Genomic DNA, 24850 nt, shown 5'->3' with positions numbered 1-24850 from the left:
CACCCGCCCGCTGATCACGGTCCCTCCCCACCGGCCGCCGCGGCCAGGCCCGACCGCTCCCGGTCCGCCTGCCGCCACAGCTCGTTCAGCGAGACGCCCCGCGGCACTCCCAGCGCCGTCCAGCCCGCCTCGCGCAGCATCCGCAGCCGCTCCTCGCCCCCGTCCGACGGACCGGGCGCATCGGCCGGTTCCCGCAGCCAGGTGTCACTGTCCAGCAGGAAGGCGAGGGCGCCTCCGCTGCGCTGCCGCATCCGGGCGAGCACCGCAGCCTGCTCCTCGTCGAGATCGCCGAGGAAGGCCACCAGCAGGCCCTCGTTCCCGCCGCGCAGCACGTCGTAGGCGCGGGACAGGCCGTCCTCGTCGGAGTGGTCCACCACGGCGAGGGCGTCCATCATCAGCCCGGCCGCGTCCGCCGACTCCTGGCTCACCCCCGCGAACCCGTCGGACCCCTCGCCCGGTACCGAGGTGCCGGTGTCGGTCAGCAGCCGCACCGAGAAGCCCCGCTCCAGCATGTGCACCAGCACGGAGGCCGCGCCCGACACCGCCCACTCGAACGCCGAGTCCGGTCCCGCGCCCTCGTAGGCGACGGCCCGGGTGTCCAGCAGCACCGTGCACCGGGCGCGCTGCGGCTGCTCCTCGCGGCGCACCATCAGCTCGCCGAAGCGCGCGGTGGAGCGCCAGTGCACCCGGCGCAGATCGTCGCCGTAGCGGTAGCCCCGCGGGATCACGTCGTCCTCGCCGGCCAGTGCCAGCGAACGCTGCCGCCCGTCGCCGTACCCCTTGGCCTCGCCACCCAGCCGCACCGGCGGCAGCGGCTCCACGCGCGGGATCACCGTCAGCGTGTCGTACGTGGAGAAGGAGCGGGTCAGCTCGCACATCCCGAACGGATCGGACAGCCGCAGCTGGAGCGGGCCCAGCGGATAGCGGCCGCGCAGGTCGGAGCGGACCCGGTAGGACACCTCGCGGCGTCCGCCCGCCTCCACCCGGTCCAGCACGAACCGCGGGCGCGGGCCGAGCACGTAGGGCACCCGGTCCTGGAGCATCAGCAGGCCGGTGGGCAGCCGCGAGATGTTCTCCATCCGCAGATGCACCCGTGACTCGGAGCCGGCGGGCACCCGCCCGGGGGAGAGCCGGCGGCTGCCGGCGACCCGGTAGCGGGTCCGGTAGAGCACCGCCGCGCACACCAGCGGCAGCACCGCCAGCAGCAGGCCGACCCGCAGCAGATCGCTCTGCCCGAGCACGTACGCGCAGACCGCGGCGGCCACACCGGCGGCCAGGAAGGAGCGCCCGCGGGTGGTGAGCCCCGCCAGTGCCGTCCTGACGCCGCTCCGGTCGCCCCTGTCGCCCTCCGCGTGGACGGCGCCCGCGGTGGTCATCACAGCCTCCGGGGCGGCTGCTGGCCGTAGCCCGGGCCGCCGCGGCCCGGACCGAAGCCGTTGTGCTGCGGGGCCGCGGCGGGCACCGGGGTGTGCTGCAGGATCTCCTGCACCACCTGCTCGGCGGTGCGGCGGTTCAGCTGGGCCTGCGCGGTGGGCAGCAGCCGGTGGGCGAGCACCGCCACGGCGAGTGCCTGCACGTCGTCCGGCAGCGCGTACTCCCGGCCGCTGAGGGCGGCGGACGCCTTCGCCGCGCGCAGCAGGTGCAGCGTCGCGCGCGGGGAGGCGCCGAGTCTGAGGTCGGGGTGCGTACGCGTCGCGGCGACCAGCTCCACCGTGTACCGGCGCACCGGCTCGGCCACGTGCACGGCGCGCACCGCCTCGATCAGCTTCAGGATCTCGTGCGCGTGCGCCACCGGCTGGAGGTCCTCCAGCGGGGAGACGCCGCCGTGCACGTCCAGCATCTGCAGCTCGGCCTCCGCGCTCGGATAGCCGACCGAGACGCGGGCCATGAAACGGTCGCGCTGGGCCTCCGGCAGCGGATAGGTGCCCTCCATCTCGACCGGGTTCTGCGTCGCCACGACCATGAACGGGCTGGGCAGTTCATAGGTCTTGCCGTCGATGGTGACCTGGCGCTCCTCCATCGACTCCAGCAGCGCGGACTGCGTCTTCGGCGAGGCGCGGTTGATCTCGTCGCCGATCACCACCTGCGCGAAGATGGCGCCCGGCTTGAACTCGAAGTCCTGGCGCTGCTGGTCCCAGATGGACACACCCGTGATGTCCGACGGCAGCAGGTCCGGCGTGAACTGGATCCGCCGCACCGAGCAGTCGATGGACCGTGCCAGCGCCTTGGCCAGCATCGTCTTGCCGACTCCCGGGACATCCTCGATGAGCAGATGTCCCTCGGCGAGCAGCACGGTCAGCGAGAGCCGTACGACCTCGGGCTTTCCCTCGATCACGGCTTCCACCGAATCCCGCACGCGCTCCACCACGGCGGTCAGATCATCCCCCACCACGGCGGTCAGATCGTCCCCCACCCGCGAAAAATCTCGGGCGGGGGGACCCCCATGGCTCCCTCGATCGTCATAGGTCGTCACCCGGCCCTCCTCGGCCTTTCCCCACGCTCCCGCAGGAGCGGGGCACCCCACATGTCCCGGGCCGACGCCTTTCCGTGCGGACCGGCCCACCCCGAATCACGGACACCACGCGGGAAAAGTTCCGCGTGACACCACTCCCGCATTCTTGCCGCCGTTACCGATTCGTGTCACTCGCCTGTGGACAACTGACAGCGATATGTCAGCTCATACGGCTGGAACGGCTTCCGGAGCTCAACGCGTCCTCCGGGGCGGGCGGCCGGCTCAGGCGGGGTCGACCTCGCGCAGCATGCCCGTCTTCACGTCGAAGACGAATCCGCGCACGTCGTCGGTGTGCAGCAGGAACGGCGAGGTCCGCACGCGCTGCATCGACTGGCGCACGTCCTGGTCGACGTCCCGGAAGGCCTCCACGGCCCACGCGGGACGCTGGCCCACCTCCATCTCCAGCTCGTGCCGGAACTCCTCCGTGAGGGACTCCAGACCGCAGTTGCTGTGGTGGATGAGGACCACGCTGCGGGTGCCGAGCGCCCGCTGGCTGATGGTGAGCGAACGGATCACGTCGTCGGTGACCACTCCGCCCGCGTTGCGGATGGTGTGGCAGTCACCGAGCGAGAGGCCCAGCGCGGCGTGCAGGTCGAGGCGCGCGTCCATGCAGGCCACCACGGCCACGTTCAGCACCGGACGGGCGTCCATCCCGGGGTCGGTGAAGGCGGCCGCGTACTGCTCGTTCGCCTCGACCAGACGGTCGGTGACCGTGCCGTGGGCGACGGTGGTGTCTCCGGACTCTGCGGGAACCGATGCGGAAGTCGTCATACCCATGACGGTACTGGTCACAGGGGGAGGAGGCCTGTTGTGAGACGGGACAAAGAACGTCAGCGATCCTTGTTGTGAGGTAATCCACAGGAGTGATGTGAGCCCCCTCCCGAGGATGATTCACCCGATCTTCCCCTTGACGCGCGCCGCGGACCGCGACGCGGGTGCCGGTTGATTGACCGGGCGGGGCCGTGGACTAAAGTGACGCGAAGCGGGAGGCGAGCGCGCCTGCCGCACGGACATCCCCCCGGAGACCCCGGCGACGACCGGGGGATCTCCCCGCGTGCGCGGCGCGTACGTACGGCTCGGCCTCCTCCCGCCGCCGCTCGGCCGACGCCTCAGGCGCCGGCCGCCCCTTCACCGGGGGAGGGCGGGGACCCGGCGGTGCGTGTACGCCGTGCCGGATCTGAGAGGGCCACTTGACCCAGAGTCGACACGTTCCGGTGATGCTCCAGCGGTGCCTGGACCTGCTGGCACCCGCCCTGGAGCGGCCGGGCGCGGTGGCCGTCGACTGCACCCTCGGCCTCGGCGGCCACAGCGAGGCCCTGCTCCGGCGGTTCCCCGAGGCGCGGCTCGTCGCCCTGGACCGCGACAAGGAGGCCCTGCGCCTGTCCGGCGAGCGGCTCGCCCCCTTCGGCGAGCGGGCCACCCTGGTGCACGCCGTCTACGACGAGCTCCCCGACGTGCTCGCCCGGCTCGGCATCGCGCGCGTGGACGGCGTCCTCTTCGACCTCGGGGTGTCGTCCATGCAGCTCGACGAGGCCGACCGCGGCTTCGCCTACGCCCAGGACGCCCCTCTCGACATGCGCATGGACCAGACGACCGGCGTCAGCGCCGCCGAGGTCCTCAACACCTACCCGCCCGGCGAACTCGTCCGCATCCTGCGCGCCTACGGCGAGGAGAAGCAGGCCAAGCGCATCGTGGCCGCCGTCGTGCGCGAGCGGGAGAAGGAGCCGTTCACGAACAGCGCGCGCCTGGTCGAGCTGATCCGCGACGCGCTGCCGCAGGCCGCCAAGCGCACCGGCGGCAACCCGGCCAAGCGCACCTTCCAGGCCCTGCGGATCGAGGTCAACGGAGAGCTGTCGGTGCTGGAGCGGGCGATCCCGGCGGCCGTGAAGTCCCTCGGCGTGGGCGGGCGGATCGCCGTGCTGTCGTACCACTCCCTGGAGGACCGCCTCGTCAAGCAGGTCTTCGCGGCGGGCGCCGCCACCACCGCCCCGCCCGGACTCCCGGTCGTCCCCGAGCGGTACCAGCCCCGGCTCAAGCTCCTCACGCGCGGTGCCGAACTTCCCACCGAGGAGGAGATCGCCGAGAACCGCCGCGCGGCCCCCGCGCGGCTGCGCGGCGCCGAGCGGATCCGGGAGGACGTCGATTGAGCCGGGGACGGCACGGCCGGTGAGGCCCGGCCGCCCAGGAGGCGGGTGACGGGCCGGGCGTACGGGTGGGACGAGCGAACTCAGGGGAGCGTGAGTGAGTAGGGAACCCGAACTGAAGGGGCGGCCCGAGCTGAAGGGGAGGGCGGCCCGGCTCGCGCGGCTCCTGCCCACCGGACGTGCCCAGGCGGCGCGCACCCCCTTCGTCCTCCTCGTCGTCCTGCTCCTCGGCGGCGGTCTGATCGGACTCCTGGTGCTGAACTCCGCCCTCAGCGAGGGCGCGTTCCGGCTCGACGACCTCCAGCGGGCGACGAAGAACCTCACCGACGAGGAGCAGGCCCTGCAGCGGGACATCGACGCCTACTCCGCCCCCGACGCCCTCCAGCGCCGGGCCCGCGAACTCGGCATGGTGCCCGGCGGCGACCCCGCTTTCCTCGGCCCCGACGGCAAGGTCAGGGGTGTGCCCAGCACCGCCTCGGCGGCCCGTGCCCCCCTGGTCCTCGCCCCGGAGGCGCTGGCCACCGCCACGGCCGCGCCCCCCACCACGGCGCCGGGCGCGGCCCCCGGTTCCGTGCCCTCCACAGCGACCCCCGGCAGGTGACGGAAGTGTCCGACAGGGAACCGCCCCGCCGCCGGGTGCCCGGACCCGCCCGGCCCGCCCGCCCGGGCGCCGGACGGCGCCCCGGACCCGGCGCCCGTCCGGCCCGCCGGCCCGCCGGTCCCCGCCCCGCGGCCCCGAAGGTCATCCGCCTGGGCAGCCCCCGCCCCCGGCTGCGCCTGGTCGGCGTCGGCCTGACCCTGGTCATGCTCGCCTTCGTCGTACGCCTGTTCCAGGTGCAGGCGGTCGACGCGAGCACCTACGCCGGCAAGGCGGAGCAGAACCGCTACGTGGGCCAGGTACTGGCCGCCGAACGCGGCGAGATCACCGACCGCAACGGCGTGGCCCTCGCGACCAGCGAGGACGCCTACGACATCACCGCCGACCCCACGATGTTCGCCCCCAAGGAGCTGGAGATCGCCGACGGCCCCGAGCAGGCCGCCGCCCTCCTCGCCCCGATCCTTGGCGCGGACCAGGACGAACTGGTCGAGAAGCTGCGGCCGGAGAACGAGGCCCTGCGCTACGTCAAACTGGCCGGCCGCCAGACCCCGCAGGTCTGGAAGCAGATCAAGGACCTGAAGACCGCCCTCGCCAAGAAGGCGGAGACCGACGAGTCCACCGCCAACGTCCTGGCCGGCGTCTTCTCCGTGCCCACCAGCAAGCGGGTGTACCCCAACAACGAGCTCGCCGCCGGGATACTGGGCTGGGTCAACGCCGAGGGCAAGGGCGGCGGCGGCGTCGAACTGCAGCTGGACAAGCGGCTGGCCGGCGAGGACGGCAAGATCCGTTACGCCCAGTCCGGGGGCCGTCTGGTGCCGACAGCCGGCGGCTCCACCGAGACCCCGGCCGTGCCCGGCAGCGACATCGAGCTCACCATCGACCGCGACATCCAGTGGGCCGCGCAGAACGCCATCAGCGACCAGGTGAGGAAGTCGGCGGCCGACCGCGGCTACGTCATCGTCCAGGACACCCGCACCGGCGAGGTCCTCGCGATGGCCAACGCGCCCGGGTTCGACCCCAACGACCTCTCCGAGGCCGATCCCCACGCGCTCGGCAACGCGGCCGTCCAGGACGCCTTCGAACCCGGCTCCACGGCCAAGGTCCTCTCCATGGCCGCCGTCCTCGAGGAGAACGCCGCCACCCCGGGCACCCACGTCGTCGTGCCCAACCGGCTGCACCGCGGCGACCGGCTCTTCAAGGACGACGTCGACCACCCGACCTGGTACCTCACGCTCAACGGCGTGCTCGCCAAGTCCAGCAACATCGGCACCATCCTCGCCACCGGCCAGCTCGGCAAGACCCAGGCACAGGCCAACAAGGTCCTCTACGACTACCTGCGCAAGTTCGGCCTCGGCAGCCACAGCGGGCTCGGCTTCCCCGGCGAGACCAAGGGCATCCTCGCCCCGCCGGACGAGTGGTCCACCTCGCAGCAGTACACGATTCCTTTCGGCCAGGGCGTGTCCATCAACGCCATGCAGGCCGCCTCCGTCTACTCGACCATCGCCAACGGCGGCGTCCGCGTCGAGCCCACCCTCGTGCGCGGCTCCCAGGGCCCCGACGGACGCTTCACCCCCGCCCCGAAGCCCGAGGAGACCCGGGTCGTCAGCGAGAAGACGGCGAAGACGCTCGCCCGGATGCTGGAGTCGGTCGTGGACGACGAGGAGGGCACCGGCACCAAGGCACGCATCCCGGGGTACCGGGTCGCGGGGAAGACGGGTACGGCGAACCGCGTGGATCCGGCCACCGGCAAGTACCACGGCTACACCTCGTCCTTCGCCGGCTTCGCGCCCGCCGACAAGCCCAGGATCACCGTCTACTGCGTCATCCAGAACGCCACCGAGGGCAGCTACTTCGGCGGTCAGATCTGCGGACCCGTGTACAAGCAGGTCATGGAGTTCGCCCTGAAGACCCTCCAGGTGCCGCCCACCGGCGCCGCCCCCGCCGCCCTCCCGGTCACCTTCAAGCCCTGACCCGTACCGAGCACCGAGCCACCAGGAACCACCTCGTGACAACGATCACCCCCGACCCCGGGAACCAGAGCACCCCCCGCCCCTCGCTTGGCCCCCCGGCCGGTGAGCCCGGTACGCTCACCGCCGTGCCACACGCTGATCAGTCCCAAACCGCCCAGAAGGGCCACCCCGTGACATATCCGGGACCGCCCCGTCCGGTTCAGGTATCCGCCACACCCCTCGCGGAACTCGCCGGTCAGCTGGGTGCACCCGCTCCGGAGCAGGCCGCCGAGGTCACGGGCATCACCCATGACTCGCGCGCCGTCCGCCCCGGCGACCTGTACGCGGCCCTCCCGGGCGCCCGCGCCCACGGCGCCGACTTCGTCAACCAGGCCGCCGGCCTCGGCGCGGTCGCCGTGCTGACCGACCCGTCCGGCGCCGGGCGCGTCTCCGCGGCCGGACTGCCGGCGCTCGTGGTGGACGACCCGCGCGCCCGGATGGGCGAGCTGGCCACCACCATCTACGGCCACCCGGGCCGCGATCTGCTCCAGATCGGCATCACCGGCACCTCCGGCAAGACCACCACCGCCTATCTCGTCGAGGGCGGTCTGAGGACCGACCGCAGCACCGACGAGGGGGGCCGGCGCGAAGCGCCGTCGGCTGAGGGCGGTGGCGGGCGACGGGTGGGCCTGATCGGCACCGTGGAGATGCGCATCGGCGACGAGCGCATCAAGTCCGAGCGCACCACGCCCGAGGCCACCGACCTCCAGGCGCTGTTCGCCGTCATGCGCGAGCGCGGCACCGACGCGGTCGCCATGGAGGTCTCCAGCCACGCCCTGGTCCTCGGCCGGGTCGACGGCTGCGTCTTCGACATCGCCGTCTTCACCAACCTCAGCCCGGAGCACATGGAGTTCCACTCCGGGATGGAGGACTACTTCCAGGCGAAGGCGCAGCTGTTCACACCCGCCCGCAGCAGGCTCGGCGTGGTCAACGTGGACGACGAGTACGGCCGCCGCCTCGTCAAGGAGGCCGGCGTCCCGGTCGTCACCTACTCCGCCGAGGGCCACCCCGACGCCGACTGGCGCGCCGAGGACGTCGAAGTCGGTCCGCTGGACTCGACGTTCACCGCGGTCGGCCCCGAGGGCGAGCGGATCACCGCCCGCTCGCCGCTGCCCGGCCCCTTCAACGTGGCCAACACCCTCGCCGCGATCGTCGCCCTCGCCGCCGCCGGACTCGACCCGCAGGCCGCCGCCGACGGGGTCGCCGCCGTACCGGGCGTACCGGGCCGGCTGGAGCGGGTGGACGCCGGGCAGCCGTACCTCGCCGTCGTCGACTACGCGCACAAGACCGACGCCGTGGAGTCGGTGCTGCGCGCCCTGCGCAAGGTGACCCGGGGTCAGGTGCACGTCGTGCTCGGCTGCGGCGGCGACCGTGACCGGACCAAGCGCGAGCCCATGGGTGCCGCCGCCGCGCGGCTCGCCGACACCGCCGTACTGACCTCCGACAACCCCCGCTCCGAGGACCCCCTCGCGATCCTCGCCGCCATGCTCCAGGGCGCGGCCTCCGTGCCCGCCCACGAGCGCGGCGAGGTGCAGGTCTTCGAGGACCGCGCCGCCGCGATCGCCGCCGCCGTCGCCCGGGCGCGGCCCGGCGACACCGTGCTGGTCGCGGGCAAGGGACACGAGCAGGGGCAGGACATCGCCGGGGTGGTGCGTCCCTTCGACGACCGCCAGGTGCTCCGGGAAGCCATCAAGAAGACCCAGGGATGAACTTGTGATCGCCCTCTCCCTCGCCGAGATCGCTGAAGTCGTCGGCGGGCAGACGCACGACATACCGGACCCGTCCGTCCAGGTCACCGGGCCGGTGGTCCGGGACTCGCGGGAGGCGGGTCCCGGCAGCCTGTTCGTCGCCTTCGTCGGCGAGCGCGTGGACGGACACGACTACGCGGCCGCGGTCGTCGAGGCGGGAGCGGCCGCCGTGCTGGCCTCCCGGCCCGTCGGCGTGCCCGCGATCGTCGTCGAGGACGTCCAGGCCGCCCTCGGGGCCCTCGCCCGGCACGTCGTCGGCCGGCTCGGCGCCACCCTCGTCGCGCTGACCGGCTCGGCCGGCAAGACCAGCACCAAGGACCTCATCGCCCAGGTGCTCGGGAGCAAGGCGCCGACCGTCTTCACCCCCGGCTCCCTCAACAACGAGATCGGGCTGCCGCTCACCGCGCTCACCGCCACCGAGGAGACGAAGTTCCTCGTGCTGGAGATGGGAGCGCGCGGAATCGGCCACATCCGGTACCTCACCGGTCTGACGCCGCCCAGGGTCGGCCTGGTGCTGAACGTCGGCTCCGCCCACATCGGCGAGTTCGGCGGCCGGGAGCAGATCGCCGAGGCCAAGGGCGAGCTGGTCGAGGCCCTGCCCCCGGCCGAGGAGGGCGGTACCGCGATCCTCAACGCGGACGACCCCTTCGTACGGGCCATGGCCTCCCGTACGAAGGCGAAGGTGATCCTTTTCGGAGAGTCCGACGAAGCGGACGTCTCCGCCGAGAACGTGCGACTCACGGACAGCGGACAGCCCTCCTTCAGGCTTCACACACCCTCCGGTGCATCCGATGTGACCATGCGCCTGTACGGTGAGCATCACGTGTCGAACGCGCTCGCCGCGGCCGCCGTCGCCCACGAGTTGGGCATGTCCGCAGACGAGATCGCCCGCGCGCTCTCCGAGGCGGGCTCCCTCTCCCGCTGGCGGATGGAGGTCACCGAGCGCCCGGACGGCGTGACGGTCGTCAACGACGCCTACAACGCGAACCCCGAGTCCATGAAGGCCGCGCTGCGCGCGCTGGCGGCCATGGGCAAGGGACGCCGTACGTGGGCGGTGCTCGGCAAGATGGCCGAGCTCGGGGACGAGGCGCTCGCCGAGCACGACGCGGTCGGACGGCTCGCCGTCCGGCTCAACGTCAGCAAGCTCGTCGCGGTCGGGGGCAGGGAAGCCGCCTGGCTGCAACTGGGCGCATATAACGAGGGTTCGTGGGGTGAGGAGTCGGTGCACGTGTCCGACGCACAGGCGGCGGTCGACCTGTTGCGCAGCGAATTGCGCCCGGGAGACGTCGTTCTCGTGAAGGCGTCCCGTTCGGTCGGGCTCGAGAGCGTGGCGCAGGCGCTGCTCGAGACCGGTGCCGAGGGTGAGGTCGCCGCCCGATGATGAAGCAGATCCTGTTCGCAGGAGTCATTGGCCTCTTCCTGACCCTGGTCGGCACCCCGCTGCTGATCAAGCTGCTCGCCCGCAAGGGGTACGGGCAGTACATCCGTGACGACGGGCCGCGCGAGCACGCCAGCAAGCGCGGTACGCCGACGATGGGCGGTATCGCCTTCATCCTGGCGACGGTCGCCGCCTACTTCCTGTCCAAGGTGATCACCGGTTACACCCCGACGTATTCAGGTCTGCTGGTGCTCGGCCTCATGGTGGGCATGGGCATGGTCGGCTTCCTGGACGACTACATCAAGATCGTCAAGCGGCGGTCGCTGGGTCTGCGGGCCAAGGCGAAGATGGCCGGCCAGCTGATCGTCGGTATCGCCTTTGCGGTGCTCTCCCTGCAGTTCGCGGACGCCCGCGGCCAGACCCCGGCGTCCACCAAGCTGTCGTTCATCACGGACTTCGGCTGGACCATCGGCCCGGTGCTGTTCGTGGTCTGGGCGCTGTTCATGATCCTCGCCATGTCCAACGGCGTGAACCTGACCGACGGTCTGGACGGTCTCGCCACCGGCGCCTCCGTCCTGGTCTTCGGTGCCTACACCTTCATCGGCGTCTGGCAGTTCCAGGAGTCCTGCGCCAACGGCGAGACGCTGACCAACCCGGGTGCCTGTTACGAGGTGCGCGATCCGCTGGATCTCGCGGTCGTCGCCTCCGCGCTGATGGGTGCCTGCCTCGGCTTCCTGTGGTGGAACACCTCCCCGGCCAAGATCTTCATGGGCGACACCGGTTCGCTGGCGCTCGGCGGTGTGCTCGCGGGTCTCGCGATCTGCTCCCGCACCGAGCTGCTGCTGGCCATCCTCGGCGGTCTGTTCGTCCTCATCACCATGTCGGTGGTCATCCAGGTCGGCTCGTTCCGGCTCACCGGGAAGCGCGTCTTCCGGATGGCGCCACTCCAGCACCACTTCGAACTCAAAGGCTGGTCCGAGGTCCTCGTGGTGGTCCGCTTCTGGATCATCCAGGGCATCTGTGTGATCGTCGGACTGGGCCTCTTCTACGCGGGATGGGCAGCGGACAAGTGACCTCCTCGGTGCCTTTCGAATGTCAGGGCAAGCACGTCACCGTCGCCGGTCTCGGCGTCTCCGGCGTCCCGGCGGCCAAGGCGCTGCACGGGCTCGGCGCGAGGGTCACCGTCGTCAACGACGGGGACGACACGCGCGCGCGGGAGCAGGCCGCCGGACTGGAGGCGCTCGGGATCACCGTCCGCCTCGGCGACGGCGCCACCCTGCCCGAGGGCACCGAGCTGATCGTCACCGCTCCCGGCTGGAAGCCGGACAAGCCGCTGTTCGCGGCGGCGGACGAGGCCGGGGTGCCGGTGTGGGGCGACGTCGAACTCGCCTGGCGGCTCAGGAAGCCCGGCGCGGCCCCCTGGCTCGCGGTCACCGGCACCAACGGCAAGACCACCACCGTCCAGATGCTCGCGTCCATCCTGAAGGCGGCCGGTCTGCGCACCGCGGCCGTCGGCAACATCGGCGTCTCCCTCCTCGACGCGGTGCTCGGCGAGGAGGAGTACGACGTGCTCGCCGTGGAGCTGTCCAGCTACCAGCTCCACTGGGCGCCGTCCCTGCGCGCCCACTCCGCCGCCGTACTCAACCTCGCCCCCGACCACCTCGACTGGCACGGCTCCATGGAGGCGTACGCCAGGGACAAGGGCCGCGTCTACGAGGGCAATCGCGTCGCCTGCGTCTACAACGTGGCCGACAAGGCCACCGAGGACCTGGTCCGCGAGGCCGACGTCGAGGAGGGCTGCCGCGCCGTCGGCTTCACCCTGGGCACGCCGGGCCCCTCCCAACTCGGCGTCGTGGAGGGCCTCCTGGTCGACCGCGCCTTCGTCGAGAACCGCCACAAGAACGCCCAGGAGCTCGCCGAGGTCTCCGACGTCAGGCCCCCGGCCCCGCACAACATCGCCAACGCCCTCGCGGCCGCCGCCCTCGCGCGGGCCTACGGGGTGCCCGCGGGCGCCGTACGGGACGGCCTGCGCGCCTTCACCCCGGACGCCCACCGCATCGCGCACGTCGCCGACCTGGACGACGTCGCCTACGTCGACGACTCCAAGGCCACCAACACCCATGCCGCACAGGCCTCGTTGGCCGCGTACGAGTCGATCGTGTGGATCGCCGGCGGCCTCGCCAAGGGTGCCGCCTTCGACGAGCTGGTCGCGGGTTCGGCGAAGCGGCTGCGGGGTGCCGTGCTGATCGGCAGGGACCGTGCCCTGATCCGCGAAGCCCTCGCGCGACACGCCCCGGAAGTACCCGTCGTCGACCTCGACCGGACCGACACTGGGGCGATGCTCCAGGCTGTCCAGGAGGCGAAGCGGCTCGCACGGCCCGGCGACACGGTCCTGCTGGCCCCCGCCTGTGCCTCGATGGACATGTTCGCCAATTACAACAAGCGCGGTGACGCGTTCGCACAGGCGGTGCGCGAGCTCGGCGCCTGAACCCCGGCCGCCTGGCGCCGGGCGACCTTGGGAGGGACGCGTGGGACCGTCTAGGGCCTGTTGTCCGGCGTACGGCGGAGGTCGTGATGCCCAGTAGCCGCACCGGGCGCCCGCCCGTCCAGCGGGCCGCCCGGCGACCCGTCGTACCCGGACCCCCGCGCGAGAACCCCTTCCGCACCCTGGTCACCCGGGCACGCCGGGCCTGGGACCGGCCGCTGACCGCGTACTACCTGATCCTCGGCGGCAGTCTGCTGATCACCGTGCTGGGTCTGGTGATGGTCTACTCGGCCTCCCAGATCACGGCGCTGCAGATGTCGCTGCCGGGCTCCTACTTCTTCCTCAAACAGCTCCTGGCGGCCGGAATCGGCGCCGTCCTGCTGCTCGCGGCCTCCCGGATGCCGGTGAAGCTGCACCGGGCGCTGGCCTACCCCATCCTCGCGGGCGCCGTCTTCCTGATGGCCCTGGTGCAGGTGCCGGGGATAGGAGTCGCGGTCAACGGAAACCAGAACTGGATCGCCCTCGGCGGCACCTTCCAGCTCCAGCCCAGTGAGTTCGGCAAGCTCGCGCTGGTGCTGTGGGGCGCCGACCTGCTGGCCCGCAAGCAGGACAAGCGGCTGCTGACCCAGTGGAAGCACATGCTGGTGCCGCTGGTGCCGGCCGCCTTCATGCTGCTCGGCCTGATCATGCTGGGCGGCGACATGGGTACGGCGATCATCCTGACGGCGATCCTGTTCGGCCTGCTGTGGCTGGCGGGAGCGCCGACCCGGCTGTTCGTCGGCGTGCTCTCGATCGCCGCGCTGCTCGGGGCGATCCTCATCCGCACCAGCCCCAACCGCATGGCCCGCCTCTCCTGCCTCGGCGCCACCGAGCCCCAGTCGGGCCCGGTCGACTGCTGGCAGGCCGTGCACGGGATCTACGCCCTCGCCTCCGGCGGCATCTTCGGTTCCGGACTCGGGGCGAGCGTGGAGAAATGGGGCCAACTGCCCGAAGCGCACACGGACTTCATCTTCGCCGTCACCGGTGAGGAACTGGGCCTGGTGGGGACGCTGTCGGTACTCGCCCTGTTCGCGGCTCTAGGCTATGCGGGTATCCGCGTGGCCGGACGCACGGAGGACCCCTTCGTGAGGTATGCCGCGGGAGGCGTGACCACCTGGATCACGGCCCAGGCCGTGATCAACATCGGTGCGGTGCTCGGTCTGCTGCCGATCGCCGGTGTCCCGCTCCCGCTGTTCTCCTACGGAGGGTCCGCCCTGCTGCCGACCATGTTCGCCATCGGGCTGCTGATCGCCTTCGCGCGTGAGGACCCCGCTGCGCGGATGGCGCTTGCGATGCGGCAACCCCGCTTTGGTAAAAAGCGGATCGGGGGTTCTCAGCGGCCCCGGAGATGGAACACGATGCGACGGCGCGCCCCGGTGGCGCGTTCGTCCGGAGAGCGGTGAATTTCGGTGCATGTCGTACTCGCCGGCGGAGGAACCGCGGGCCACATCGAGCCCGCGCTCGCCCTCGCGGACGCCCTGCGCAGGCAGGATCCGACCGTGGGCATCACGGCCCTGGGCACGGAGCGTGGCCTCGAGACCCGTCTCGTACCCGAGCGCGGGTACGAGCTGGCGCTGATCCCCGCCGTACCGCTGCCACGCAGGCCCACCCCCGAGCTGATCACCGTCCCGGGCCGGCTGCGCGGCACCATCAAGGCGACCGAGCAGATCCTGGAGCGCACCAAGGCGGACGCCGTGGTCGGCTTCGGCGGCTACGTCGCCCTGCCCGGCTACCTCGCGGCCAAGCGGCTCGGCGTGCCGATCGTGATCCACGAGGCCAACGCCCGTCCCGGTCTGGCCAACAAGATCGGCTCGCGCTACGCCGCCCAGGTCGCCGTCTCCACACCCGACAGCAAGCTGCGGAACGCCCGTTACATCGGGATCCCGCTGCGCCGCTCCATCGCCACCCTCGACCGGGCCGCCGTCCGCCCCGAGGCCCGCGCCGCGTTCGGGCTCGACCCCAACCTGCCGACTCTGCTGGTCACCGGCGGCTCGCAGGGCGCCCGCCGGCTCAACGAGGTGGTCCAGCAGGTCGCTCCGTGGCTCCAGCAGGCCGGTATCCAGATCCTGCACGCGGTCGGCCCGAAGAATGAACTGCCGCAGGTGCACCAGATGCCGGGGATGCCCCCCTACATCCCGGTAAGTTACCTGGACCGGATGGACCTCGCGTACGCCGCGGCCGACATGATGCTCTGCCGCGCGGGCGCGATGACCGTCGCCGAACTCTCCGCCGTCGGGCTCCCGGCCGCCTACGTCCCGCTGCCCATCGGCAACGGTGAACAGCGGCTCAACGCCCAGCCGGTGGTCAAGGCCGGCGGCGGGCTGCTGGTCGACGACGCGGAACTGACGCCGGAGTGGGTCCAGCACAACGTCCTGCCGGTGCTCGCCGACCCGCACCGGCTGTACGAGATGTCCCGTGCCGCCGCCGAGTTCGGCCGCCGGGACGCCGACGACCTGCTCGTCGGCATGGTGTACGAGGCGATCGCCGCCCGTGCGCACCGTTAGACGCGGATGACGGAGGGCAGGGAGCGTGGCCGGATCGACCACCGCGGAGCGCGGTGAACGCAAGCGGGAGTCGTCCGGCCCGCCGCCCGTCAGGCGGTTCGGGCGACGGCGCCTTCGTCGGATCATCGCATCGGCCGTCGTCCTCGTGTTCCTCGGCAGCGGGGCGTTCTGGCTGCTCTACGGATCGGACCTGGTGCGCGTGGAGCGGGTGTCCGTGTCAGGGACGGGCGTCCTGACGCCCGCCCAGGTGCGCGAAGCCGCCGACGTACCCCTCGGCGAACAGCTGATCTCCGTCGGCACCGAGGAGATCGAGGCCCGCCTCGCCAAGGCACTGCCCCGCATCGACACGGTGGACGTGGTCCGTTCGTGGCCGGACGAGATCACCCTGGAAGTGACGGAACGCACCCCGGTTCTTCTCGTCCACAAAGGCGGGAAGTTCATCGAAGTGGACGATGAAGGTGTCCGGTTCGCCACGGTTTCCAAGGCTCCCGAGGGAGTACCCGAGCTGAAGTGGGAAGCCTCCGGGACCGGTTCCGCGGCGGCGAGTCTGCGCCGCTTCGGCGAGGACCGGCTGACGCGGGAGGCGGTCCGGGTGGCCGGCGCCCTTCCCGACTCCGTGGCGCGGGCGACCCGGAGCGTCAAGGTCCGTTCCTACGACGCCATCTCGCTGGAGCTGGCGGACGGCCGTACGGTCGACTGGGGGAGCGGTGAGAAGGGTGCCGAGAAAGGCCGTACTCTCACCGCGCTGATGAAAGCGGAGCCCCGCGCGCGGCACTTCGACGTCAGCGTTCCCACGGCCCCGGCGTCATCGGGGAGTTGACGCACATCAGCGCAGGCCAGCACCCTGGTTGGGCAGCGCTATGGCTGATCACATAGGGTGAAAAGAAAAACGGGAGGTTCGGCGTGTTCGTTGAACGGGCGCCACTTGTCGACTTAGTGTCCTGTTCAGAAGACTCCAGGGAACAGACACACTGGTAACCCTAAACTTCAACGTTAGGGTTCGGGTCGGCGCTACGGACCGTCCCATTCGGCATCAGTCGTCGGATCGCGGGGGCATCAGTGCTTCAGCGGTCGGGCGACACGTAACTCGAGGCGAGAGGCCTTCGACGTGGCAGCACCGCAGAACTACCTCGCAGTCATCAAAGTCATCGGTGTCGGCGGCGGTGGTGTCAATGCCATCAACCGGATGATCGAGGTCGGTCTCAAGGGCGTCGAGTTCATCGCCATCAACACCGACGCGCAAGCCCTGTTGATGAGCGATGCCGACGTCAAGCTCGACGTCGGCCGTGAACTCACCCGCGGACTCGGCGCCGGAGCCAACCCGGCCGTCGGCCGCAAGGCCGCCGAGGACCACCGCGAGGAGATCGAGGAGGTCCTCAAGGGGGCCGACATGGTCTTCGTGACGGCCGGTGAAGGCGGCGGCACCGGTACCGGCGGCGCGCCCGTCGTGGCCAACATCGCCCGCTCGCTCGGCGCCCTCACCATCGGTGTGGTCACGCGCCCGTTCACCTTCGAGGGGCGGCGCCGCGCGAACCAGGCCGAGGACGGCATCGCGGAGCTCCGCGAAGAGGTCGACACCCTCATCGTGATCCCGAACGACCGGCTGCTGTCCATCTCCGACCGTCAGGTGTCGGTCCTCGACGCCTTCAAGTCGGCGGACCAGGTCCTGCTCTCCGGTGTCCAGGGCATCACCGACCTCATCACCACCCCCGGTCTGATCAACCTCGACTTCGCCGACGTCAAGTCGGTCATGTCCGAGGCCGGTTCCGCCCTCATGGGCATCGGCTCGGCCCGCGGCGACGACCGCGCGGTGGCCGCCGCCGAGATGGCCATCTCCTCGCCGCTGCTGGAGGCCTCCATCGACGGCGCCCGCGGCGTGCTGCTCTCCATCTCCGGCGGCAGCGACCTCGGTCTGTTCGAGATCAACGAGGCCGCCCAGCTGGTCAGCGAGGCCGCCCACCCCGAGGCCAACATCATCTTCGGCGCGGTGATCGACGACGCCCTCGGCGACGAGGTCCGGGTCACCGTGATCGCGGCCGGCTTCGACGGCGGCCAGCCGCCCTCCAAGCGGGACAACGTCCTCGGTTCGTCCTCGGCCAAGCGCGAGGAGCCGGCCCCGGCCCGGCAGGCGGAGAGCCGCCCGTCCTTCGGCTCGCTCGGCAGCGTCACGCCGAAGGAGGACCCGGAGCCGGTGGTGCCGGAGCCGGTGGCCGACATCCCGGCCGTCCAGCCCCCGGTCCCGCCGTCGCGGACCTATGACAGCGCGGCCGAGGAACTGGACGTGCCGGACTTCCTGAAGTGATAGGACAGCGCGAGAGCGTGAGCGGCGCGCACATCGCCTTCACCGACCGGTGGGGCGGGGTGAGCGCCGCTCCGTACGAGGAGCTCAACCTCGGCGGAGCGGTCGGCGACGATCCCGGCGCCGTACGCACCAACCGCGAGCTGACCGCCAAGTCCCTCGGTGTGGACCCCGCCCGCGTGGTCTGGATGAACCAGGTGCACGGGGCGGACGCCGTCGTGGTCGACGAGCCGTGGGGCGACCGTCCGGTGCCGGAGGTCGACGCGATCGTCACCGCGCGGCGCGGACTCGTCCTCGCCGTGCTCACCGCCGACTGCGTGCCGGTGCTGCTCGCCGACCCCGTGGCCGGAGTCGTCGCGGCGGCGCACGCGGGCCGGCCCGGACTGGTCGCCGGGGTGGTCCCCGCCGCCGTTCGGGCCATGACCGGACTCGGTGCCGACCCGGCCCGGATCGTCGCCCGCACCGGCCCCGCCGTGTGCGGCCGGTGCTACGAGGTGCCGGAGGCGATGCGCGCCGAGGTGGCCGCCGCCGAGCCGGCCGCGCACGCCGGGACGAGCTGGGGCACCCCGGCGGTCGACGTGGCCGCGGGCGTGCACGCCCAGCTCGAACGGCTGGGGGTGCGCGACCGGGCGCAGTCGCCGGTGTGCACGCTGGAGTCGTCGGATCACTTCTCGTACCGCCGTGACCGCACCACCGGGCGGCTCGCGGGCCATGTGTGGCTGGACTGAATGGGACATGACGGACCGTAGGGACGAACTCGCCTCGAACCTGGCGAGAGTGGAGGAGCGGATCGCCGCCGCGTGCGCCGCCGCCGGACGCGCGCGTGACGAGGTGACCCTCATCGTGGTCACCAAGACCTACCCCGCGAGTGATGTGCGGATCCTGTCGGAACTCGGTGTGCGCCATGTCGCCGAGAACCGCGACCAGGACGCCGCCCCCAAGGCGGCCGAGTGCGCGGATCTGTCCCTTGTGTGGCACTTCGTCGGCCAGCTTCAGACCAACAAGGTGCGTTCGGTGGTCGGTTACGCCGACGTCGTGCAGTCCGTCGACCGTCCCCGGCTGGTGACGGCCCTTTCCAAGGAGGCCGTGCGGGCCGGCCGTGAGGTCGGCTGCCTGATCCAGGTGGCGCTCGACGCCGGCGCGAGCGGCCGGGGGGAGCGCGGGGGTGTCGCGCCCGGCGGTGTCGAGGAGTTGGCCGGCCTGATCGCCGGGGCGGAGGGACTGCGGCTCGACGGACTGATGACCGTCGCCCCGCTCACCGGGGAGTACGCCGGGCGTGAACAGGCTGCGTTCGAGCGGTTGATGGTTTTGTCGACAGACCTGCGCCGGACCCGTCCTGCTGCGAACATGGTCTCGGCAGGGATGAGCGCGGACCTCGAACAGGCCGTGGCCGCCGGAGCGACACATGTGCGCGTCGGCAGTGCGGTACTCGGAGTCCGCCCCAGGCTCGGGTAACGTCGCCAGGAAGTCGGACCACAGCAGAAAATATGGTCAGTTCCGCCGAACAGCGGACGTAAAGACCTAGTGGATCGCGGGCACTTGGCGGTCGTCAGCGGATCCACCACAGAGCGGAGGACTCGGAGCATGGCCGGCGCGATGCGCAAGATGGCGGTCTACCTCGGCCTCGTGGAGGACGATGGGTACGACGGCCGCGGATTCGATCCAGACGACGACTTCGAACCCGAACTCGACCCGGAGCCCGAGCGGGACCACCGGCGGCACGAGCCGCCACACCAGCCCCACGGCTCACATCAACCCCAAAGGGACGAAGAGGTACGAGTCGTACACCCTCCCGCGCCGCGCGAACCGGTCGCCCGTTCCGCTTCGCTCCCCGCGGAATCGCCACGCCCGGCGCGGATCGCGCCCGTGGCATCCATCACACAAGAACGCGCAAGCCTGGAGAAGAACGCACCGGTGATCATGCCCAAGGTCGTGTCGGAACGAGAGCCTTACCGGATCACCACGCTTCACCCCCGGACCTACAACGAGGCCCGTACCATCGGGGAACACTTCCGTGAGGGCACGCCGGTGATCATGAATCTGACTGAGATGGACGACACAGACGCCAAGCGACTTGTCGACTTTGCGGCCGGTTTGGTGTTTGGTCTTCACGGCAGCATCGAGCGGGTGACGCAGAAGGTGTTCCTGTTGTCGCCTGCTAACGTCGATGTCACGGCGGAGGACAAGGCCCGCATCGCAGAGGGCGGGTTCTTCAACCAGAGCTGAGACGCAGTACCGGATCGAGCAGGGCACAGGGGAGAGGGAAAAGCAGGCCATGGGCGTGTTCGCGCAGGTGATCTACATCGCGCTGATGGTGTTCCTCATCGTGCTCATCTTCCGGTTGGTCATGGACTATGTGTTCCAGTTCGCCCGCTCGTGGCAACCCGGCAAGGCGATGGTGGTCGTCCTGGAGGCCACCTACACTGTCACCGATCCACCGCTGAAGCTTCTGCGGCGGTTCATCCCGCCGCTGCGTCTCGGGGGCGTGGCGCTCGACCTGTCCTTCTTCGTACTGATGATCATCGTCTACATCCTGATCTCGATCGTGGGCAATCTCGCGAGGTGACTGTGGACGATACGGTCTTGCCGACTGCCGATGACTACGTTGAGGTGAAGAGATGCCGTTGACCCCCGAGGACGTGCGGAACAAGCAGTTCACGACCGTCCGCCTCCGAGAAGGCTATGACGAGGACGAGGTCGATGCCTTCCTCGACGAGGTCGAAGCCGAACTGACGCGCCTGCTGCGCGAGAACGAGGACCTGCGCGCCAAGCTGGCCGCGGCCACGCGCGCCGCCGCCCAGAACCAGCAGAACATGCGCAAGCCTCCCGAGCCCCAGGACCAGCAGCAACAGCAGGGTCCGCCCCCGGGCATGCCCCAGCAGGGCATGCGAGGTCCCGGCGCTCCCGTGCCCGCCGGCATATCGGGCCCGCCGCAGCAGCAGATGGGTGGCCCCATGGGTGGCCCGCCCCAGCTGCCGAGCGGTGCTCCTCAGCTGCCCGCCGGCCCCGGCGGACAGGGCGGCCCGCAGGGTCCCGGCCCCATGGGTCAGGGTCCCGGGCCGATGGGCCAGGGCGGCCCGATGCAGGGGCAGATGGGCCACGGTGGCCCGATGGGCGGTCCCATGGGCGGCCCCGGTATGCCCGGTCAGCAGGGCCCCGGCGGCGACAGCGCCGCCCGTGTCCTCTCGCTGGCTCAGCAGACCGCCGACCAGGCGATCGCGGAGGCCCGTTCCGAGGCCAACAAGATCGTGGGCGAGGCGCGTTCGCGTGCCGAGGGCCTCGAGCGGGACGCCCGCGCCAAGGCCGACGCCCTGGAGCGGGACGCGCAGGAGAAGCACCGCGTCGCGATGGGCTCCCTGGAGTCCGCCCGCGCCACGCTGGAGCGCAAGGTCGAGGACCTGCGCGGCTTCGAGCGCGAGTACCGCACGCGGCTGAAGTCCTACCTGGAGTCCCAGCTGCGTCAGCTGGAGACCCAGGCGGACGACTCGCTCGCCCCGCCGCGCCAGCCCGCGAGCGCCGCTCCGTCGCTGCCGCCGTCCCCGGCGCCCTCGATGGCTCCGGCCGGTGCCGGTGCGCCGTCCTACGGCGGCAACCAGGGAATGGGCGGCCCCGGCGGCCCGTCCGGTCCGTCGTACGGCGGTCAGCAGCAGATGCAGCCGGCGATGACCCAGCCCATGGCGCCGGTGCGTCCGCAGGGCCCGTCGCCGATGGGTCAGGCGCCCTCGCCGATGCGCGGCTTCCTGATCGACGAGGACGACAACTGACGGCCCTGTGGCCATGAGTACGGCGTAGCGGTCGGCAGCGTTCAGGGCGGGGCCCCGGGTTCACCAACCCGGGGCCCCGCCCTTTCGCTACGCGTGTTCACGGAGTGTGCGGCGTTTGTTCGGCCCTGGGTGGGATGTCCGACGTACGCAATGCCGAAGGCCCGGGCCCGCCAGGATTTTTCCCGGCGGGCCCGGGCCTCGGTGTCTCCCGGCCGCGCCGCTACGCCTTGCGCAGGCGGAACGTCAGCGACAGCCCCTCGTCCGTGAACGCGTCCCCGTACGTGTCGTCGGCCTCGCCCTGAGCGAAGTCCGTCGCCAGGACCTCGTCGGCGATCAGGGCGGCGTGCTCCGCCAGCGCGGCGACGGTCGCGGGCTCCGTGGCCGTCCAGCGCAGGGCGATGCGGTCGGCCACGTCGAGGCCGCTGTTCTTGCGGGCCTCCTGGATCAGCCGGATCGCGTCACGGGCGAGACCCGCGCGGCGCAGTTCCTCCGTGATCTCCAGGTCCAGGGCGACCGTGGCACCGGCGTCGGACGCCACCGACCAGCCCTCGCGCGGGGTCTCCGTGATGATCACCTCGTCCGGGGCGAGCGCGACCGTCTCACCGTCGACCTCCACCGAGGCCGCGCCTTCGCGCAGCGCCAGGGAGAGCGCGGCGGCGTCCGCGTGCGCGATCGCCTTCGCCACGTCCTGGACCCGCTTGCCGAACCGCTTGCCCAGCGCGCGGAAGTTGGCCTTCGCCGTGGTGTCCACCAGCGAGCCGCCCACCTCGGACAGCGACGCCAGCGACTCGACGTTCAGCTCCTCCGTGATCTGCGCGTGCAGTTCGGGGCCCAGGCGGTCGAAGCCGCCCGCCGCGATCAGCGCGCGCCTCAGCGGCTGGCGGGTCTTCACGCCCGACTCCGCGCGCGTGGCCCGGCCCAGCTCCACGAGCCTCCGCACGAGCGCCATCTGCTTCGACAGCTCCGGGTCGATCGCGGACAGGTCCGCCTCCGGCCACGAGGACAGGTGCACCGACTCCGGCGCGCCCGGGGTGACCGGGACGACCAGGTCCTGCCAGACCCGCTCGGTGATGAACGGGGTCAGCGGCGCCATCAGCTGGGTGACCGTCCGCACCACCTCGTGGAGGGTGCGCAGCGCGGCCTTGTCACCCTGCCAGAAGCGGCGGCGCGAGCGGCGCACGTACCAGTTGGACAGGTCGTCGACGAACGCGGACAGCAGCTTGCCCGCCCGCTGGGTGTCGTAGGAGTCCAGCGCCCGGGTCACCTGGTCGGTGAGCGCGTGCAGTTCGGACAGGAGCCAGCGGTCGAGGACGGGACGGTCGGCGGGAGCCGGGTCGGCCTCGCTCGGGGCCCAGTTCGACGTACGGGCGTACAGGGCCTGGAAGGCGACCGTGTTCCAGTACGTCAGCAGGGTCTTGCGGACGACCTCCTGGATGGTGCCGTGGCCCACGCGCCGGGCCGCCCACGGCGAACCGCCGGCCGCCATGAACCAGCGGACCGCGTCCGCGCCGTGCTGGTCCATCAGCGGGATCGGCTGCAGGATGTTGCCCAGGTGCTTGGACATCTTGCGGCCGTCCTCGGCGAGGATGTGGCCGAGGCAGACGACGTTCTCGTACGACGACTTGTCGAAGACCAGCGTGCCGATCGCCATCAGGGTGTAGAACCAGCCGCGGGTCTGGTCGATGGCCTCGCAGATGAACTGCGCCGGGTAGCGGGCCTCGAACAGTTCCTTGTTCTTGTACGGGTAGCCCCACTGTGCGAACGGCATCGAGCCCGAGTCGTACCAGGCGTCGATGACCTCCGGCACGCGCGTGGCCGTCTTCGCGCAGCTCGGGCAGGCGAAGGTGACCTCGTCGATGTAGGGGCGGTGCGGGTCGAGGGCGGACTGGTCGGTGCCGGTCAGCTCGGTCAGCTCGGCGCGCGAGCCGACGACCGTGAGGTGGTCGTCCTCGCAGCGCCAGACCGGCAGCGGGGTGCCCCAGTAGCGGTTGCGGGACAGCGCCCAGTCGATGTTGTTGTTCAGCCAGTCGCCGTAGCGGCCGTTCTTGACCGTGTCCGGGAACCAGTTGGTGTTCTCGTTCTCCCGCAGCAACTGCTCCTTGACGGCCGTGGTGCGGATGTACCACGACGGCTGCGCGTAGTAGAGCAGCGCGGTGTGGCAGCGCCAGCAGTGCGGGTAGCTGTGCTCGTACGGGATGTGCTTGAAGAGCAGGCCGCGCTCGTCGAGATCCGCGGTGAGCTTCTCGTCGGCCTTCTTGAAGAAGACGCCGCCGACCAGGGGGACGTCCTCCTCGAAGGTGCCGTCGGGGCGGACGGGGTTCACGACGGGCAGGCCGTAGGAGCGGCAGACCTTCAGGTCGTCCTCACCGAAGGCGGGGGACTGGTGGACCAGGCCCGTACCGTCCTCGGTGGTGACGTACTCGGCGTTCACCACGTAGTGCGCCGGCTCGGGGAACTCCACCAGCTCGAAGGGGCGCCGGTACGTCCAGCGCTCCATCTCGGCGCCGGTGAAGGTCTGGCCGGTGGTCTCCCAGCCCTCGCCGAGGGCACTCGCGACCAGCGGCTCGGCGACGACCAGCTTCTCCGTGCCTTCGGGGCCCTTCGTGGCGACGACGTAGGTGACCTCGGGGTGCGCGGCGACGGCCGTGTTGGAGACCAGGGTCCAGGGGGTGGTCGTCCACACCAGGAGTGCGGCCTCTCCGGCCAGCGGGCCGGAGGTGAGCGGGAAGCGGACGTAGACGGACGGGTCGACGACCGTCTCGTAGCCCTGCGCCAGCTCGTGGTCGGACAGTCCGGTGCCGCAGCGGGGGCACCAGGGGGCGACGCGGTGGTCCTGGACCAGCAGGCCCTTGTTGAAGATCTCCTTCAGCGACCACCAGACGGACTCGATGTACTCGGGGTCCATCGTGCGGTAGGGGTCCTGCAGGTCGGCCCAGTAGCCCATGCGGGTCGTGAGCTCTTCGAAGGCGTCGGTGTGGCGGGTCACCGACTCACGGCACTTCGCGTTGAACTCGGCGATGCCGTACGCCTCGATGTCCTGCTTGCCGGAGAAGCCGAGCTCCTTCTCCACGGCGAGCTCCACCGGGAGGCCGTGGCAGTCCCAGCCGGCCTTGCGGGCCACGTGGTAGCCGCGCATGGTGCGGAAGCGGGGGAAGACGTCCTTGAAGACGCGGGCCTCGATGTGGTGGGCGCCTGGCATGCCGTTGGCGGTGGGCGGGCCCTCGTAGAACACCCACTCGGGGCGGCCCTCGGACTGCTCCAGGCTCTTGGCGAAGATCTTCTGCTCACGCCAGAAGTCGAGCACCGCGTGCTCGAGGGCGGGCAGGTCGACCTGGGCGGGTACCTGGCGGTACGTCGGCGATGTCATCAG

20 protein-coding genes are annotated in these 24850 nt (G+C 71.2%); 16 read left to right on the top strand and 4 right to left on the bottom strand.

What is annotated here, in order from left to right; all coding sequences use genetic code 11:
- Positions 1 to 14 precede the first annotated feature (14 nt).
- The 3 genes from F1615_RS24800 to F1615_RS24790 form a co-directional block, all read right to left on the bottom strand.
- On the bottom strand, positions 15 to 1376 hold the full coding sequence (locus F1615_RS24800; RefSeq protein ID WP_149551292.1) for a DUF58 domain-containing protein: 1362 nt from the start codon (positions 1374 to 1376) through the stop codon (positions 15 to 17).
- Positions 1376 to 2473: an AAA family ATPase gene (locus F1615_RS24795; RefSeq protein ID WP_388237939.1), complete on the bottom strand. Its 1098-nt coding sequence runs from the start codon at positions 2471 to 2473 to the stop codon at positions 1376 to 1378. The genes F1615_RS24800 and F1615_RS24795 overlap by 1 nt, the downstream gene beginning before the upstream one ends.
- Before the next feature lie 261 nt (positions 2474 to 2734).
- On the bottom strand, positions 2735 to 3283 hold the full coding sequence (locus F1615_RS24790) for a beta-class carbonic anhydrase (protein ID WP_149551291.1): 549 nt from the start codon (positions 3281 to 3283) through the stop codon (positions 2735 to 2737).
- A 419-nt stretch (positions 3284 to 3702) separates the two neighbouring features.
- On the opposite strand from F1615_RS24790, the gene rsmH reads away from it, so the two are divergent.
- From rsmH to F1615_RS24710, 16 genes are all read left to right on the top strand, one after another.
- Positions 3703 to 4659: a 16S rRNA (cytosine(1402)-N(4))-methyltransferase RsmH gene (gene rsmH, locus F1615_RS24785; protein WP_149551290.1), complete on the top strand. Its 957-nt coding sequence runs from the start codon at positions 3703 to 3705 to the stop codon at positions 4657 to 4659.
- A 94-nt stretch (positions 4660 to 4753) separates the two neighbouring features.
- Positions 4754 to 5257 carry a hypothetical protein gene (locus F1615_RS24780; RefSeq protein WP_149551289.1) on the top strand — a complete coding sequence of 168 codons (504 nt, stop codon included), beginning with the start codon at positions 4754 to 4756 and terminating at the stop codon, positions 5255 to 5257.
- A gap of 5 nt (positions 5258 to 5262) precedes the next feature.
- A complete protein-coding gene (locus F1615_RS24775) occupies positions 5263 to 7224 on the top strand; it encodes a peptidoglycan D,D-transpeptidase FtsI family protein (RefSeq protein ID WP_280118906.1) in 1962 nt (653 codons plus the stop codon).
- Between the two features lie 170 nt (positions 7225 to 7394).
- Positions 7395 to 8972 (top strand): UDP-N-acetylmuramoyl-L-alanyl-D-glutamate--2,6-diaminopimelate ligase, encoded by a 1578-nt coding sequence (locus F1615_RS24770; protein WP_149551287.1) that lies wholly within the window; start codon positions 7395 to 7397, stop codon positions 8970 to 8972.
- A gap of 4 nt (positions 8973 to 8976) precedes the next feature.
- Positions 8977 to 10392, top strand: coding sequence for a UDP-N-acetylmuramoyl-tripeptide--D-alanyl-D-alanine ligase (locus F1615_RS24765; protein ID WP_149551286.1), 1416 nt, complete (start codon positions 8977 to 8979; stop codon positions 10390 to 10392).
- On the top strand, positions 10392 to 11462 hold the full coding sequence (gene mraY / locus F1615_RS24760) for a phospho-N-acetylmuramoyl-pentapeptide-transferase (protein ID WP_149551422.1): 1071 nt from the start codon (positions 10392 to 10394) through the stop codon (positions 11460 to 11462). Before F1615_RS24765 ends, mraY begins: the two co-directional genes overlap by 1 nt.
- Positions 11444 to 12877: a UDP-N-acetylmuramoyl-L-alanine--D-glutamate ligase gene (murD, locus tag F1615_RS24755; protein ID WP_208818399.1), complete on the top strand. Its 1434-nt coding sequence runs from the start codon at positions 11444 to 11446 to the stop codon at positions 12875 to 12877. The genes mraY and murD overlap by 19 nt, the downstream gene beginning before the upstream one ends.
- A gap of 86 nt (positions 12878 to 12963) precedes the next feature.
- A complete protein-coding gene (gene ftsW / locus F1615_RS24750; protein WP_149551285.1) occupies positions 12964 to 14316 on the top strand; it encodes a putative lipid II flippase FtsW in 1353 nt (450 codons plus the stop codon).
- A 6-nt stretch (positions 14317 to 14322) separates the two neighbouring features.
- A complete protein-coding gene (gene murG / locus F1615_RS24745; RefSeq protein ID WP_149551284.1) occupies positions 14323 to 15417 on the top strand; it encodes an undecaprenyldiphospho-muramoylpentapeptide beta-N-acetylglucosaminyltransferase in 1095 nt (364 codons plus the stop codon).
- Positions 15418 to 15442: 25 nt separating this feature from the next.
- Complete coding sequence (locus F1615_RS24740) at positions 15443 to 16237, top strand: cell division protein FtsQ/DivIB (protein WP_149551283.1); 795 nt, start codon at positions 15443 to 15445, stop codon at positions 16235 to 16237.
- A gap of 288 nt (positions 16238 to 16525) precedes the next feature.
- On the top strand, positions 16526 to 17719 hold the full coding sequence (gene ftsZ / locus F1615_RS24735) for a cell division protein FtsZ (RefSeq protein ID WP_149551282.1): 1194 nt from the start codon (positions 16526 to 16528) through the stop codon (positions 17717 to 17719).
- Positions 17716 to 18444 (top strand): peptidoglycan editing factor PgeF, encoded by a 729-nt coding sequence (gene pgeF / locus F1615_RS24730; protein WP_149551281.1) that lies wholly within the window; start codon positions 17716 to 17718, stop codon positions 18442 to 18444. Before ftsZ ends, pgeF begins: the two co-directional genes overlap by 4 nt.
- A 7-nt stretch (positions 18445 to 18451) precedes the next feature.
- A complete protein-coding gene (locus F1615_RS24725; protein WP_149551280.1) occupies positions 18452 to 19171 on the top strand; it encodes a YggS family pyridoxal phosphate-dependent enzyme in 720 nt (239 codons plus the stop codon).
- A gap of 129 nt (positions 19172 to 19300) precedes the next feature.
- Positions 19301 to 19942, top strand: a complete 642-nt coding sequence (gene sepF, locus F1615_RS24720) for a cell division protein SepF (protein ID WP_149551279.1) — start codon at positions 19301 to 19303, stop codon at positions 19940 to 19942.
- Between the two features lie 49 nt (positions 19943 to 19991).
- Positions 19992 to 20282 carry a YggT family protein gene (locus F1615_RS24715; RefSeq protein WP_037937545.1) on the top strand — a complete coding sequence of 97 codons (291 nt, stop codon included), beginning with the start codon at positions 19992 to 19994 and terminating at the stop codon, positions 20280 to 20282.
- Positions 20283 to 20334: 52 nt separating this feature from the next.
- Positions 20335 to 21480, top strand: a complete 1146-nt coding sequence (locus F1615_RS24710; RefSeq protein WP_149551278.1) for a DivIVA domain-containing protein — start codon at positions 20335 to 20337, stop codon at positions 21478 to 21480.
- 220 nt (positions 21481 to 21700) lie between these two features.
- Here F1615_RS24710 and ileS read toward each other — a convergent pair whose 3' ends face one another.
- Complete coding sequence (ileS, locus tag F1615_RS24705) at positions 21701 to 24847, bottom strand: isoleucine--tRNA ligase (protein ID WP_149551277.1); 3147 nt, start codon at positions 24845 to 24847, stop codon at positions 21701 to 21703.
- Between the last annotated feature and the right edge of the window lie 3 nt (positions 24848 to 24850).

This window comes from Streptomyces marokkonensis, from assembly GCF_008312835.1.
Taxonomy (GTDB): Bacteria; Actinomycetota; Actinomycetes; order Streptomycetales; family Streptomycetaceae; genus Streptomyces; species Streptomyces marokkonensis_A.
Note: the sequence above shows the minus strand (reverse complement) of the source record. Positions and strands in the feature narration are given on the sequence as shown.

What these genes read in the sequence shown, in the direction of transcription:
- F1615_RS24725 (WP_149551280.1), top strand. Translation starts at nt 18,452, where the DNA reads ATGACGGACCGTAGGGACGAACTCGCCTCGAACCTGGCGAGAGTGGAG.
- F1615_RS24710 (WP_149551278.1), top strand. Translation starts at nt 20,335, where the DNA reads ATGCCGTTGACCCCCGAGGACGTGCGGAACAAGCAGTTCACGACCGTC.
- sepF (WP_149551279.1), top strand. Translation starts at nt 19,301, where the DNA reads ATGGCCGGCGCGATGCGCAAGATGGCGGTCTACCTCGGCCTCGTGGAG.
- F1615_RS24715 (WP_037937545.1), top strand. Translation starts at nt 19,992, where the DNA reads ATGGGCGTGTTCGCGCAGGTGATCTACATCGCGCTGATGGTGTTCCTC.
- F1615_RS24790 (WP_149551291.1), bottom strand. Translation starts at nt 3,283, where the DNA reads ATGACGACTTCCGCATCGGTTCCCGCAGAGTCCGGAGACACCACCGTC.
- ileS (WP_149551277.1), bottom strand. Translation starts at nt 24,847, where the DNA reads ATGACATCGCCGACGTACCGCCAGGTACCCGCCCAGGTCGACCTGCCC.
- F1615_RS24800 (WP_149551292.1), bottom strand. Translation starts at nt 1,376, where the DNA reads ATGACCACCGCGGGCGCCGTCCACGCGGAGGGCGACAGGGGCGACCGG.
- murD (WP_208818399.1), top strand. Translation starts at nt 11,444, where the DNA reads ATGGGCAGCGGACAAGTGACCTCCTCGGTGCCTTTCGAATGTCAGGGC.
- mraY (WP_149551422.1), top strand. Translation starts at nt 10,392, where the DNA reads ATGAAGCAGATCCTGTTCGCAGGAGTCATTGGCCTCTTCCTGACCCTG.
- ftsW (WP_149551285.1), top strand. Translation starts at nt 12,964, where the DNA reads ATGCCCAGTAGCCGCACCGGGCGCCCGCCCGTCCAGCGGGCCGCCCGG.